10 protein-coding genes are annotated in these 13,216 nt (G+C 63.0%); 4 read left to right on the top strand and 6 right to left on the bottom strand.

From position 1 onward, the window contains the following. Positions 1 to 13 precede the first annotated feature (13 nt). The 4 genes from BLQ28_RS02920 to BLQ28_RS02905 form a co-directional block, all read right to left on the bottom strand. Positions 14 to 1,012: a Bug family tripartite tricarboxylate transporter substrate binding protein gene (locus tag BLQ28_RS02920; RefSeq protein WP_093237046.1), complete on the bottom strand. Its 999-nt coding sequence runs from the start codon at positions 1,010 to 1,012 to the stop codon at positions 14 to 16. Between the two features lie 67 nt (positions 1,013 to 1,079). Then, positions 1,080 to 2,045: a Bug family tripartite tricarboxylate transporter substrate binding protein gene (locus BLQ28_RS02915; RefSeq protein WP_093237045.1), complete on the bottom strand. Its 966-nt coding sequence runs from the start codon at positions 2,043 to 2,045 to the stop codon at positions 1,080 to 1,082. Positions 2,046 to 2,098: 53 nt separating this feature from the next. After that, a complete protein-coding gene (gene xerD, locus BLQ28_RS02910; protein WP_093237044.1) occupies positions 2,099 to 3,019 on the bottom strand; it encodes a site-specific tyrosine recombinase XerD in 921 nt (306 codons plus the stop codon). Between the two features lie 67 nt (positions 3,020 to 3,086). Further along, positions 3,087 to 4,061, bottom strand: a complete 975-nt coding sequence (locus BLQ28_RS02905; protein ID WP_093237043.1) for a tripartite tricarboxylate transporter substrate binding protein BugE — start codon at positions 4,059 to 4,061, stop codon at positions 3,087 to 3,089. A 103-nt stretch (positions 4,062 to 4,164) separates the two neighbouring features. Here BLQ28_RS02905 and BLQ28_RS02900 point away from each other — a divergent pair, with 103 nt between their 5' ends. The 4 genes from BLQ28_RS02900 to BLQ28_RS02885 all read left to right on the top strand — a co-directional run bounded on the left by BLQ28_RS02900 (position 4,165) and on the right by BLQ28_RS02885 (position 10,779). Beyond that, on the top strand, positions 4,165 to 5,082 hold the full coding sequence (locus tag BLQ28_RS02900) for an AEC family transporter (RefSeq protein ID WP_093237678.1): 918 nt from the start codon (positions 4,165 to 4,167) through the stop codon (positions 5,080 to 5,082). 263 nt (positions 5,083 to 5,345) lie between these two features. Next, positions 5,346 to 7,748, top strand: coding sequence for a type VI secretion system Vgr family protein (locus BLQ28_RS02895; RefSeq protein ID WP_093237042.1), 2,403 nt, complete (start codon positions 5,346 to 5,348; stop codon positions 7,746 to 7,748). A 12-nt stretch (positions 7,749 to 7,760) separates the two neighbouring features. After that, positions 7,761 to 10,043 carry a M23 family metallopeptidase gene (locus BLQ28_RS02890; RefSeq protein ID WP_143012399.1) on the top strand — a complete coding sequence of 761 codons (2,283 nt, stop codon included), beginning with the start codon at positions 7,761 to 7,763 and terminating at the stop codon, positions 10,041 to 10,043. Between the two features lie 4 nt (positions 10,044 to 10,047). Next, on the top strand, positions 10,048 to 10,779 hold the full coding sequence (locus tag BLQ28_RS02885) for a hypothetical protein (protein WP_093237040.1): 732 nt from the start codon (positions 10,048 to 10,050) through the stop codon (positions 10,777 to 10,779). Between the two features lie 341 nt (positions 10,780 to 11,120). Here BLQ28_RS02885 and BLQ28_RS02880 read toward each other — a convergent pair whose 3' ends face one another. Then, positions 11,121 to 11,873 (bottom strand): sulfite exporter TauE/SafE family protein, encoded by a 753-nt coding sequence (locus tag BLQ28_RS02880; RefSeq protein WP_093237039.1) that lies wholly within the window; start codon positions 11,871 to 11,873, stop codon positions 11,121 to 11,123. Positions 11,874 to 11,925: 52 nt separating this feature from the next. After that, positions 11,926 to 13,176 carry an MFS transporter gene (locus tag BLQ28_RS02875; protein ID WP_093237038.1) on the bottom strand — a complete coding sequence of 417 codons (1,251 nt, stop codon included), beginning with the start codon at positions 13,174 to 13,176 and terminating at the stop codon, positions 11,926 to 11,928. Between the last annotated feature and the right edge of the window lie 40 nt (positions 13,177 to 13,216).

Genomic DNA, 13,216 nt, shown 5'->3' with positions numbered 1-13,216 from the left:
TCCAGGCGTCAGCTCAGTCCGCCTTGATGCCCGCGGCCTTGACGATGCGGCCGTTGCTTTCGAACTCGCTGGCGATCTCCTTGGCGAAGGCCGCCGGGGTGCCACCGGTCGGCACGTTGTCGGTCGCCGTGAGCTTGGCACGCAGCTCGGGGCTGGCCAGCGCCTTGTTGATCTCGGCGTTGTATCTGGCGACCAGCGCGGGCGGCGTCGCCGCGGGCGCGAAGACGCCGAACACCGAATTGATGTTCGCCGCCTTGTAGCCCAGTTCGCCGAGCGTGGGCACCTGCGGCAGGCTTTCGAGCCGCGCCGGCGCACCCACGGCCAGCGGGCGCAGCTTGCCCGACTGGATATGCGAAGAGAGCGTCGGGCTCGCATTGGTCGAGAGAATCTCGAACTGCCCGCCGATCGCATCGTTGAGCTGCTGGCCGCCGCCCTTGTAGGGCACGTGCGTGATGTCCACGCCCGCCGCCGCGTGCAGTTGCTCGAGCACGATGTGCCCCAGCGACGCCGATCCCGAGGTGGCCCAGCGCACCGCGCCCGGATGCGCCTTGGCATCGTCGATCAGCGCGCGAAAGTCTTTCGCCTTGCTGGCCGGCGTGGCGATCAGCAGCACGGGCGAATACATCACGCTCGCCACCGGCGCCACGTCCTTCAGCGGATCGAAGGGCAGCTTGCCCAGGTGCGGACTCAGCACCAGCGGGCTGATGGCCGAAAAGCCCAGCGTCGCGCCATCGGGCACGGCCTTGGCGACCGCGTCCATGCCGATGGCGCCGCTGGCACCCGCGCGGTTGTCGACGATCACCGTGGTGCCCATCTGCGCGGCGAGCCGGTCGCCCAGTGCGCGCGCGATCACGTCGCTGACGCCGCCGGCCGGGTACGCGACGATGAGGCGCAGGGTCTTGGGCACGGCCGCTTGTTGCGCATGCGCGCCGGAGGCAATGCACAGCGCAGCGACTGCGAGGAGCCGCGTCGCCACGCGGCGCGAGTGCTTCGAGGAAGCGAGAAAGTTCATGGTGATGTCTGTCGGTCGATGCAATGCCTCTATGGCGCGAGAGGCGCAAGAGGCACAGGAAGTGGTGTCAGTCCAGCTGCAGCTTGCGCTCCTTGATCAGCCTGGACCATTTCTCATTGTCCGCCTTGACGAAGGCCGCGAACTCGACGGGCCCGAGCGAATGCACCTCCGCACCCGCAGCGGTGAACTTGGCCTTGATGGCCGGTTGTGCCAGCGCCTTGGCCAGCTCGCCCGAGAGGCGTTCGACCACTTCCTTCGGCATGCCGGCCGGCCCCACCAGCCCCTGGAAGCCGACCGCCTCCATGCCGGCAAGGCCCAGCTCTTTCACGGTCGGCACATCGGGCAGCTGCGGGTCGCGCTGCGGGCCGGTCACGGCCAGTGCCTTGAGCTTGCCGCCCTTGACTTGCGGCAGCAGCACGCTGCCCGCGTCGATGAGTATCTGCGTCTGTCCGCCCAGCAGGTCCTGCACGGCAGGCGCGCTGCCCTTGTAGGGCACGTGCGTCATGTCGAGCCCCGTCACCTGGTTCATCAGCTCGCCGTTGAGATGCGTCGATGTGCCGTTGCCGCCCGAGGCAAAGTTGACCTTGCCCGGCTGCCCCTTGGCCCACGCGACGAACTCCTTGAGGTTCTTCGCCGGATGGTCCGGCCGCGTCACCGCGATGTAGCTGCCCTGGCTGATCTGGCCGATGTAGGTGAACTGCTTGATCGGGTCGTACGGCGGCTTGCTCTGCAGGTACGGCGCAATCGCGAACGGGCCCGTGTTGGCCAGCAGCAGCGTGTAGCCGTCGGCCGGCTGGCGCGTGAGTTCGGTGGCCGCAATCATGCCGCTCGCGCCGGGCCTGTAGTCGACCACCAGTTGCTGCTTGAGCGCCTCCTGCAGCGGCACCTGCACCGTGCGTGCCGCGAAGTCGATGCCGCCGCCCGGCGGGTAGCCGACGATCAGGCGGATGGGCTTGGCGGTGGGAAAGCCTTGCGCCATTGCGCCGGCACTGGCGGCCAGCAATGCCGCCGCGATCCAGATGTTCTTCCTCATGAACGGAGTCTCCTTATTGTTTGTTGGAACGAACGAACGAAAACCGCGCGCCCTCATCCGCGCGGGTGGTGCTGCGCATGCAGCTGCTTGAGGCGCTCGCGCGCCACATGGGTGTAGATGGTGGTGGTCGAAATGTCCGCGTGCCCGAGCAGCAGCTGCACCGCGCGCAGGTCCACGCCGTGGTTCAGCAGGTGCGTGGCGAAGGCGTGCCGCAGCGTGTGCGGCGACAACGGCACGTGAATGCCCGCGGCGGCCGCCTGCTTCTTCACGATCACCCAGAACATCACCCGCGTCATGCCTGCGCCGCGCGCGGTGACGAACAGGTCGGGCGTCTGTTGCCCATCGAGGATGACGGGGCGCGACTCGTCGAGGTAGCGCTCGATCCAGCGGCGCGCCTCGCCGCCGAAGGGCACGAGGCGCTCCTTGTTGCCCTTGCCGAGCACGCGCAGCACGCCATCGTTGAGGCTCATGTCGATGGCCTTGAGCGCCACCAGCTCGCTCACGCGCAGGCCGCTCGCATACATCAGCTCCAGCATCGCGCGGTCGCGCAGGCCGAGCGGCGATTCGACGTCGGGCGCGGCCAGCAGGTCGTCGACCTGCTTTTCCGACAGCGTCTTGATGGCGCGCGGCATCTGCCGCGCCGGTGCGAGCCGGATGCTCGGGTCGGCCACGATGCGGCGCTCGCGCAGTGCCCAGCGAAAGTAGCGCTTGAACACGGTGAGCCGGCGGTTGGCCGACGTGGCCTTGCCCTTGCTCGACAGCCGTGCGCCCATGTAGGCCTGCAAGTCGGTCTCTTGCGCGGCATTGAGCGTGGCGCCGCTGCGCTGCGCATGCAGCCACTGCGCGAACAGCGCCAGGTCGCGCCGGTAGGCTGCCAAGGTGTTTTTCGACAGGCCGTCCTCCAGCCAGAGGGCGTCGATGAAGTCGTCGATGTCGGGCGTAAGTGGAGCGGTGGGAGCAGCGGCCTCGGTCATGCGTTGCAAGATAACAAAAAGAAAAAGCCGCCCGTGATGCGGGCGGCTTTCGTCGAAAGAAAACCGATCAGTCGAGCTTCAGGTTCTGCTTTTTCACGACCTGCTTGTAGACCTCGAACTCGGCCTTGATCTGCGCGGAGAACTGCTCGGGCGTGTTGGCCACGATCAGCGAGCCGGTGTCTTCGATGCGCTTGCGCACCACCGGTTCTTCAACCGCCTTCTTCACGCCGGCGCTGATCTTCTCGACCACTTCCTTCGGCAGGCCCTTCGGGCCGAGGATGCCGTAGTAGGCCATGCGGTTCACCGGCTCCAGGCCCACTTCCTTGAAGGTCGGCACGTTGGGCAGCGCGGCCAGGCGCTGCGGTGCCGACACCACGATCGGAATCAGCCGGCCGCTCGTGATGAAGGGCATGGCCGAGGGGATGTTGTCGAACATGATCGGCACCTGGCCGGCCACCACGTCGTTCAGTGCCGGGCCCGCGCCGCGGTACGGGATGTGCGTGACGAAGGTGCCGGTGAGGTTCTTGTACAGCTCCATCAGCAGATGGCCGATGCCGCCCGTGCCCGACGAGGCATACGAATACTTGCCGGGGTTCTTCTTCAGCTCGGCCACGAACTCGGCGTAGTTCTTCGCCGGAAAACTCGGGTTGACCGCGATGATGTTCGGCGTGGCCGCGATGTTGATGATCGGCGTGAAGTCGTTGATCGGGTCGTACGGCGTCTTCGGGTTGATGGCCGGGTTGGCCGCCGTGCTCGACACGGTGGCCACGCCGAGCTTGTAGCCGTCGGGCGTGGCGCGGGCCGTTTCGGCCGCGCCGACGATGCCGCCGCCACCGGCACGGTTGATCACCACCACCGGCTGGCCAAGGATCTTGCCCAGCGGATCGGAAATGACGCGCGCCACGATGTCCGTCGTGCCACCGGGTGCGAACGGCACGCTCAGTTCGACCGGCTTGGTGGGATAGCCCTGCGCAAAACTCTGGCCTGCAACCGCGACCAGCGCGGCGGCCCCCACCAGGGCGCTCCATTGACGACGTTGCATCGATAACTCCTTGATTTGACTGATGTCGAAAAAACGAAAGCCCGGATGCTAGCGGCAAGGCGGCCGTTTCCGTGCTGTGGAATACCCACGGTCCGGCCGGTTTATCCTCGAAGCGGTGAACTACGCGCAGCTCCTCTTTCCCGACTTTTCCCTCATCGCCATCGGCTGGCTCCTGTGCCGCTACACCGCGCTCGACCGCCGCGTGTGGGACCAGGTCGAAAGCCTCGTCTACTACTTTCTATTCCCGGTGCTGCTGTTCCATTCGATCGTGCGCAGCCCGCTCGATTTCGGCGCCACCTCCAGCCTGCTCACCGCGGGCGTGGGCGTCGGCATCTGCGGCATCGCACTGGCCTACGCCCTGCCCTATGTGCCCGGCATCGGCTCGCACATCGACCGGCGCGACCACGCGGCCAGCACGCAGGTCGCGTTCCGCTTCAACTCCTTCATCTGTCTGGCGCTGGCCGAACGGCTGGCCGGCCCCGAAGGCCTGCTGCTGATCGCCGTGCTCATCGGCGTGTGCGTGCCGATGTTCAACATCGCGGCCGTGTGGCCGATGACGCGCCATGCGCAGACCGGCTTCGTGCGCCAACTGGTGCGCAACCCGCTGATCGTGGCGACGGTCGCAGGCCTGCTGGCGAACGTGCTCGGCATCACCGTGCCCGGCTGGGCCACGCCGACGCTCTCGCGCATCGGCGCCGCATCGCTCGCGCTGGGCCTGCTCGCGGCCGGTGCGGGCATGCAATTCGCGACGCTGGGGCGCGGCAAGGTGCTGGCGGTGTCGGTGCTGGCGATACGGCACCTGATTCTTCCGCTGGTCGCCTGGGGGCTGGCGATCGCATTGCGGCTCGACGCCGTGCAGGCCTCGGTGCTGATGGCTTTCTCGGCCGTGCCCACGGCGTCGAGCGCATACGTGCTCGCGGCGCGCATGGGCTACAACGGGCCGTATGTGGCGGGGTTGGTGACGCTGTCGACGGTGCTGGGGGTTGTGAGTTTGCCGTTTGCGCTGGCGCTGCCGAGGTGACGTGTTGGGCAATCGCGACTCGCGGCCCGGGTTACACCCTCGGCTCCGCTCTTTGTAGCTTTCGTCACGCGCTCGCAAGCAACGGGCTCTGCAAACTAGTCCGCACTCTTCCCGGGTTTGTCCGCTGAGAGAGTCCGGGCGACCATTGTTTGCAATGGTGCTAGGCCCCCATGCCTCAGACTTTTTGAACGATCACTCGTCAAGGTCCGTGCGTGTTCTCCATCTTCACAGTTTCGCGAACTATCTCTGTTGATAGCGCCGCCATGCCCAGCCTGTTGGGAGGCCCAGCGCTGGAATTCAAGTCCCTCGACGGCCGCGAGGCCTTGGGTGAACTCTTCGAGTACACCGTCCGGCTGCAGACCCCCGACAACCCGGCGCTTACCGATTACGTGACGGCCAACGTCCCCGTCAAGCAACTGATCGGCAGGGAGTTCGGCATTTGTCTCGAACTCGACGGCAAGGGCTTTGGTGTGACCGTCCGAACAGGCGCAGGTACCCGCGAGATCAACGGCCTGGTGACCAGCGCAAGGTTCGTGCGGCACGAGAACCGTCGAGGCATCTACGAAATCACCCTGCACCCCTGGCTGGCCCTGGCGACACGCACCAGCGACTACAAGATCTTCCAGAACAAAACCCCGCTGGAGATCATCGAGGAAGTCCTTGCCGACTACAGCTTCCCGAGCGAGAAGCGAGTTACCCATCGCTATCCCCAGCGCGTGTTTCAGGTCCAGTACGGCGAGACAGACTTCGAGTTCATCACGCGGCTGATGCAAGAGTTCGGGATTTACTATTTCTTCGAACACAAAGACGGTTCCCATAAGCTCGTACTGGTGGACGATGTCGGCGCGCATCTGAAGTTCGAGAGCAAGGCCTATCACTCCATTCGCTACTACCCGCCCGGCCACAAGATCGACGAGGAATACTGCAACGATTTCTGCAGCATCGAAAACCTGGAATCGGGCCAATGGTTGACCGACGACTTCGACTTCACCAAGCCGCGTGCCCAACTCAGGCAGATCTCCAAGATGCCGCGCAACACCGGCAACAACGTGCAGGAGATGTACAAGTGGCCTGGCGACTACAGCGATCCGGACGAGGGGCAGAACCTTGCCCGCACGCGCATGGAAGCAGCTGGCGCTCCCGGCAGCCGTGGACAGGGAAGCGGCAACTTGCGAGGCGTTGTGACGGGATGCACATTCCTACTGGCTAACTACCCGCAAGACATAGCGAACCTGGAGTATCTGGTCATTGCCAGCACCCTGCGCCTGCACGAAAGCCCGCACGCCAGCGGCCAGGAAGACTACGTTTGTCGCTCCGATTTTGAGGTTCAGCCCGCCAACAAGATCTTTCGCTCACCACAGACCCAGCCCAAGCCCAAAACCACGGGGCCGCAAACGGCGATTGTCACTGGCCCGAGCGGTCAGGAGATCTGGACGGACGAATACGGACGTATCAGGGTCAGCTTCCATTGGAATCGCTACTGCACAAAAGACGAAAACTCTTCTTGCTGGATTCGCGTGTCCTCCCCCTGGGCCGGCACCAACTTTGGCGGCACGCATATTCCGCGCATCGGGCAGGAAGTGATCGTCGACTTCGAGAACGGCGACCCCGACCGGCCCATCGTTACCGGCCGCGTCTACAACCGGTTGAACATGCCCCCGCGGCAGCTGCCCGACCAGAAGAATCTCTCAGGTTTTCGCAGCCGAGAACTGAGCACAGATGGCCGCGGCCAAGGTACACGAGGCAATCACCTCGAGTTGGACGACAGGGCGGGCAAGATCCAGGCCCAGTTAAAGAGCGATCACCAGTGCAGCAGCTTGAGCCTGGGGCATATCGGGCGCATCGAAGATACAGCGGGCCGCAAGGATGATCGGGGCCAGGGCGTTGAATTGCGCACAGACGGTCATGGCGCCATCCGCGCCGCCAAGGGTTTGCTGCTCACCACAGAAGCTAGGCCCAATGCGCAGGCACATATCACCGACATGGGTGAGACCTTTGCCAGACTCACGCAGGCACGCGATCTGCACGAGGACATGAGCGAGGTTGCGCAGCGGGCCAAGGCGCACAGGGCGGGCGATCAGGACGCCGTCACGCAGATCCTGAAGGAGCACAACGACGCTATCAAGGGCAGGGGCAGCAGCACGGCGCAAGGAGAGTTCCCCGAACTCAACGAACCCCATCTGGTACTTGCCAGCCCGATGGGTATCCACAGCACCGCCGGCACGACGACCCATATCGCAAGCGTCGGGCACAACGCGTTGAGCAGTGGTGGACACACCAGCATCAGCGCAGGCAGGAGCTTGCTGGCCAGTGTCAAGGACGCGATACGTCTCTTTGCCTACAAGGCCATTCGCCTGACAGCAGCCACCGCGGGCATTGACATCGTGGCACTGCAGGACAGCATCAATCTCATGGCCAAGCTTGATATCAAACTGGAGGCCAACAGGATCACCGTCACTGCCAAGGAAGAGATCCTGATCAACGGGGGGAACAGCTACACGCGATGGAACGCCTCGGGCATCGTGCATGGCACCAACGGGGTCTGGCGCGAACATGCGGCCACGCACAGCCTCGCTGGCCCCGACTGCTTGCCAGTCGCGATTGCGTCTCTCGACGTGCCTCAGGTGCTGCCGCGGAAGAACGGCAAGTTCCGTTTCTCCCTCTGAGGTTTGACGCACATGATCATCAGTCCTCCCTTTCTCTCACTCAACGACATCCCTGTGTACGACGGGCTGTGCGTCAGGAACGTCATGCCCGGTGGCATTGTTGGCAGCGGCGCTTACCCCATCAGTCAGGCCATGGGCTGGCACGGTGGGCTTCATATTCATGCGCCCACCAGCATGGAGCCAGTGCGTGCCATCGCCGACGGCACCGTGGTTTTCAGGCGCGACGGGGGTAACGCACGCTACGACAACGAGGACCACTCGACCGGTTGCGTTGTGATCCGTCACGTTACCGAGATCGGCGCGCACGGTGCCACGCCTGTCGCCGTTACCTACTACTCCATCACCCAACATCTTCGGCAGCTGGATCACGACTTACCTGCCGTCGGCAGGGCCATCTACCGCAAAGACAGGCTTGGACTGGCCGGCACTATCCACGGTGAGAGTGACCGCATCCATTTGGAAATAATCGCAGGCGACGCTGATACCCTCAAACTCGTCGGCCGCAGCACGGGTGAACTGATGGTCGGTGGCAACGGTCGCACCGACGCGGTTTACGGCCAGGTGTATGTGCTGGTGCCCGCCAAGAGCCCGTGCTTCAATTCACAGCCAACTGGCGCCAGCTTGCCCACTGCAGCCGGGGACAGCGGCAATGACGACCTGATCGTTGGCATTCGGTATGAGGCGGGCAACGCCACGCTCACCACCTACAAACTCAACGGCGACACCATCGGCACAGCACCACAAGAAACCGATGCCGAATACAACCTCTACACCGAGGCGAACGCACGCCATGGTCGCCTGAGCGCAGCGGACCAACTCATCAGCAGCCCCAGTGGCTGGTATGAGCTACTGCGCTTCGGTCGCAATCTGGGCACAGATCCTTTGCCGGCCAATGCAGCTCATTGGCGCAAGGTCGTTGTGCCGAGCCAATCAGGAGGGGCCTGGATCAATCTGAATGCCAGCAACACCAAGAAATTCAGCGACGCCGACTTCCCGCATTGGGCACGCTGGAAGCTGATCGACGACGACGTCACCGACGAGAACAGCCGCTGCGACTCAGCCATGGCCAATGCGATGCTGACCTCACCGCCTCGACCCGGAGCCACAACGATCCTGACGCCAGCACAGAAGGCGGCTGATCGCATGCAAAACCTGTGCAAGTCCGATGTGCAGGAAAAGTTGGCCAAGACCATCTGCAAGTTTCCTACCGAATGGGCAAAGGATGAGGTGCGCAAGCGCTGGGCATGGACGAGAGAGACCGGCAACCCCTGCATGCCGTACCCCCTGGAAGATGAAACCGACTTCACGGAAATGGCCGACTTCGCACAGAAGCTGTGCTTCTGGGAGGAGCTGCCTGCCGAAGACAAGAGCCGCCTGACAACCAGGCATTGGCACTTTCATCCGAGGGAGTTCATCAAGCACTTCAGGATGTGTGGGTGGTTGAGTGAGCCTGAGTTCAAGCAACTGCTACCGCAGTTCGTGATGCGCTTGGATCGAAATCGCGTTCTTCTATGGGAGCCAATCCGTCTCAACGGAGACCGAAACACCACGATTGCAAATCACCGAACTCCTTTGAACCACGCGCTCCGCAAATGGGGCGTTGATACCCCGTTGCGTAGAGCCACCTTCTTTGGAAACTCGGTACAGGAAACCCAATGGTGGGCATTGTTGGCTGAGGGCTCTGGGTCAACGCTTTGGTATGCCCCGTGGTACGGCCGAGGGTTTCTTCAACTCACCAACCCCGGCAACTACATCGACTATTGGCGATATCGCGGGCGGACGGTACCCGAACCCCTTCGGGTCAGCTTGGTTGCAGCGTATCAAGCCGTCACCGCAATGCCTCCTGCGCAGCGAAGCAACTCAGGCTTGCGAGACGCAAATTTTCCGGCTTTGACCGCGCAGATGCGCGAATGGCGCGCTCATGTCGGCGCCGATACGACGGGCCGCCCGCCTTCCCCAGAAGATGTCCTCGCCCCCTCCGACAGCGCTTGCTACTACTGGGCCAAGAACAGAATGTCCGCGGAGGCTGACGCGACACACACCCTTGAGCACGTTTCCATTCAAACCGATCACGGGACCAAAGCGTATTACCGCAGTCGTACCTTCTGGCGAGCTTCAGCAACCGTAAATTTACCCGGGGCCGTCAACAGAACCAATTACACCGGCATAAACGGCTTTGACGCACGATGTATCGCCTACGGCTATGCGTTGGCTGTACTCACAGAGATGAGATTTCCAAATGCCGCAGGAAATTCCGCATTGAATTTTCCTGAGACCAATGTACCTAGAATATAAGCCAATGAAACACCACCTACGTGAACCGATCACGCTGCTTGCGCGTTCTGGCATCATGCTTTTTCTAACCATCTTCAGCATACCTTCCGCCGCTCAAATCTCCGGCTCCGGCTCCGGCTCCGGCTCCGGCTCCGGCTCCGGCTCCGGCTCCGGCTCCGGCTCCGGCTCCGGCTCAGCATCCCCTCAAAAAATCAGCATAGAGCCTGATTGCGAAATTCGATTGATTGATTCGTACAACGAAAAAATAAAGAGCCAATCGCCATCAAATACCCTCCTTTCACCAGCCTCATCTTCTTCAAATTCACCGAAATTCAATTGGACTTGTATTTTCAAAGATGACAGTCGCGTGGGATTTCACGGAATAGCAATATTCAATCCTTATAAAAAAGAGTGGTCTTTGGACTGGAGCCGAATCGTCGGAGGTGCCGCGACCAAACGCGAGGAGCAATGGCAATATCGCTGGTATCGCGCGCAATACCAATTAGTCCAACTGAACGCCGTCAACTCCAATGGCTATGCGATAGTCGATCGTACGCAAACAGGAGCCGGAACCATTCCCGCCGAGTCCGATAGGAAAGCACAAAATACCGGTCCTATTTTTTTATCGTTCTGCCTTGTTCGCGAGACAAAAGCACTATGCGGCAACAGCCAGGTTGGCCGAAAGGAGGATGGGGCCAAGGGTGATTTGACGCCCTACGCTCTCAAGACCATTCGCAGCATTGAATTTCTCGATTAGACCGCTGAGTTCAGTTGATCTCTGGCTCTGAATTTTTACATTCCGGCTGCCTACCAAATTACCCACCCTTGCCATCATATGCAGTGAAAATGACGCTCAGACGGAGGCGGAATTTCCGAAAATTATGTCGCAAACACGTTAATAAAAAGTGAGAATGTATTAAAACTCTGATACGTTCATTTGACTGAAGATGCAAAGACCTCGACCCACGTGAACTTGATTCCTCAACCAGAAGATTGAGCAATAAATAGTTCGTTGCTCCCAGGCCAATCGTCGAATGACATTGCGCCCACACAGATGCCCTTCGCCAGGTCTTCAGCAAGCCGTTGCACAAATCGCGATCAGGCCCTTCGCAATAACGCCGGCACAGCCGACGCCAGCATCGCCACACCCGACGCCGTCAGCAGCCCCAGCACCAGCTTGCGAAACGCCGCCTCGCTGATGCCCACATAAAGCCGCGCGCCAAGCAGCACAGGCACCGCGACGGCCAACGCCACCACGGCCAGCAACGGCACGGTCGAACGTCCGATACTGCCACTCGCGAGATGAATCGCAAACGCCACCATCAACATCGACAAGTTGAAGTTCTGGATCACCGCGCGTTGCGTGTCGCGCTGAAAGCCGCGCAGCGTGCACCAGAGCGTGGGAATGGTCCCCGAGAAGCCGCCGATGCCGGCCATCGCGCCGCCGATGGCGCCGGCCACGCCGTCCGCCACGCGGCCACCAAAGGCGATCTTCGGCAGGTGCTGCGACATCAGCATCGCCGGGCACCACAGCACCAGCAGCACGCCGAGGCACAGCTTGAAGACGACAAGGTCGAGGTGCGGCAGCAGCCAGACACCGAACGGCACGCCGACCAATCCTCCGAGCACGAAGGGCCAGAGGATGCGTTTGTCGAAAGCGCGACGCACCGTGAGCGCGGCGATCACTTGGCCGATGAGTGCGCCGAACAAGGCCAGCAGTGCGGCCAGTTGCGGCTCCAGTGTCCAAGCCCAGACCGACATCGCGACCAGTCCGAACGCAAAGCCCGACAGGCCCTGCACAAAACCCGCCAGCACGGCGCCGGCGATCACAGACACATACAAGGCTTGCATGCGACCGATGATATCGGCCGCCCCGCAACGGCGAGCCCCCCTCAGGCCGAGGTCAGGCCGAGGCCGGCACCAGCGCCGTGCGACGCACGCGGCGCACGTTGAAGGCGCTCGCAATCAGCACGCCCTGCACCAGCGCCAGGCCGACGATCACGCTCGTGTACTGGCCCGCGTCCATCAGGCGGCCGAACACGAGCGGCGCCACGGCCTGCCCGATGTCGAGGCCGGCATACACCACGCCGTACACGCGGCCGGTGGCATTGGGCGGGGTCGATTTCTTGACCAGCAGATCGCGCGACGGCCCGGCAATGCCCGAGACGAAACCCATCGCGCCGAACAGCACCGGCACCATGATCGGCGGGAAATCGGCGAAGGCCAGGATCAGCGCCAGCGTGGCTGCGATGCCGAAGCCCGCGCCCACGATGCGCTCGCAGCGCGACGGGTCGGACGCGAGAAAACCGCCCACCACCATGCCGACCGCGCTGGCCACCATGTAGACCGTGAGGCACACCGCCACCACCGCCACCGGCACCGCATGCAGATGGCCGGCGGCCACCGGCGCGAAGGTCTGCACCACGCTGATGACCGCGGCATAGAAGAAGAAGAAACCGAAGCACATCCACACGGCCGGGATGCGCAGGAAGTCGAACTCGCCACCGACCGGTGCGTGCTCGCCCTGCCCCGTGGCCTTGTGCACGGCCGCCGCGTCGAGCGACAGCACGCTGCGGTAGACCCACAGGATCAGCAGCACCACGATGGCCACCGCGCCAGCCGAGGCCAGCGCCACGCGCCACGAAAAGGCAATGGCGATCGGCACCACGAAGGCCGGTGCCAACGCCCAGCCCAGGCTGCCGGTGATGCCGTGCACGCTGTAGGCATGGCCCAGCCGGGTCGGCGCGACCTTGCGGTTGAAGAGCGTGTAGTCGACCGGGTGGAACACGCCGTTGCCGATGCCGCCGATCACTGCGCACAGCAGCAGCATCCAGTAGCTCTGCGCCATCGCATAGCCGAAGGCGGCCAGCCCCAGCGCGCCCAGCCCGACGAACAGCACCGGCCGCGGGCCCAGCTTGTCGACGATGAAGCCCGAGGCCGCCTGCACGATGCACGAGACCACGAAGAACACCGTGAGCACCGCACCCAGCTCGGTGTAGCTCACGTTGAACGCGTCCTTGAGCCACGGGAACAGCGGCGCCAGGATGAGCTGGCTGAAATGGCTGACCGCGTGGGCCAGGCCGACCAGCCCGATCAGCTTGGCGTCGGTGCGCAAGGTGGTGGCGGGAGCGGCGGTCGAGGAAGTGGAGGACATGGATTGCTACAAAAAACCGGGGCGGGCTCCGATGCTATGC

It is taken from the genome of Variovorax sp. EL159 (genome assembly GCF_900100965.1).
GTDB lineage: Bacteria > Pseudomonadota > Gammaproteobacteria > Burkholderiales > Burkholderiaceae_C > Variovorax.
The sequence above is the reverse complement of the archived record's forward strand: the minus strand, read 5'-3'. Positions and strand labels throughout refer to the sequence as shown.

Excerpts from the sequence above, each read along its gene's own strand:
- BLQ28_RS02920 (WP_093237046.1), bottom strand. The coding sequence starts at position 1,012 with ATGAACTTTCTCGCTTCCTCGAAGCACTCGCGCCGCGTGGCGACGCGG.
- BLQ28_RS02915 (WP_093237045.1), bottom strand. The coding sequence starts at position 2,045 with ATGAGGAAGAACATCTGGATCGCGGCGGCATTGCTGGCCGCCAGTGCC.
- xerD (WP_093237044.1), bottom strand. The coding sequence starts at position 3,019 with ATGACCGAGGCCGCTGCTCCCACCGCTCCACTTACGCCCGACATCGAC.
- BLQ28_RS02905 (WP_093237043.1), bottom strand. The coding sequence starts at position 4,061 with ATGCAACGTCGTCAATGGAGCGCCCTGGTGGGGGCCGCCGCGCTGGTC.
- BLQ28_RS02895 (WP_093237042.1), top strand. The coding sequence starts at position 5,346 with ATGCCCAGCCTGTTGGGAGGCCCAGCGCTGGAATTCAAGTCCCTCGAC.
- BLQ28_RS02890 (WP_143012399.1), top strand. The coding sequence starts at position 7,761 with ATGATCATCAGTCCTCCCTTTCTCTCACTCAACGACATCCCTGTGTAC.
- BLQ28_RS02885 (WP_093237040.1), top strand. The coding sequence starts at position 10,048 with ATGAAACACCACCTACGTGAACCGATCACGCTGCTTGCGCGTTCTGGC.
- BLQ28_RS02880 (WP_093237039.1), bottom strand. The coding sequence starts at position 11,873 with ATGCAAGCCTTGTATGTGTCTGTGATCGCCGGCGCCGTGCTGGCGGGT.
- BLQ28_RS02875 (WP_093237038.1), bottom strand. The coding sequence starts at position 13,176 with ATGTCCTCCACTTCCTCGACCGCCGCTCCCGCCACCACCTTGCGCACC.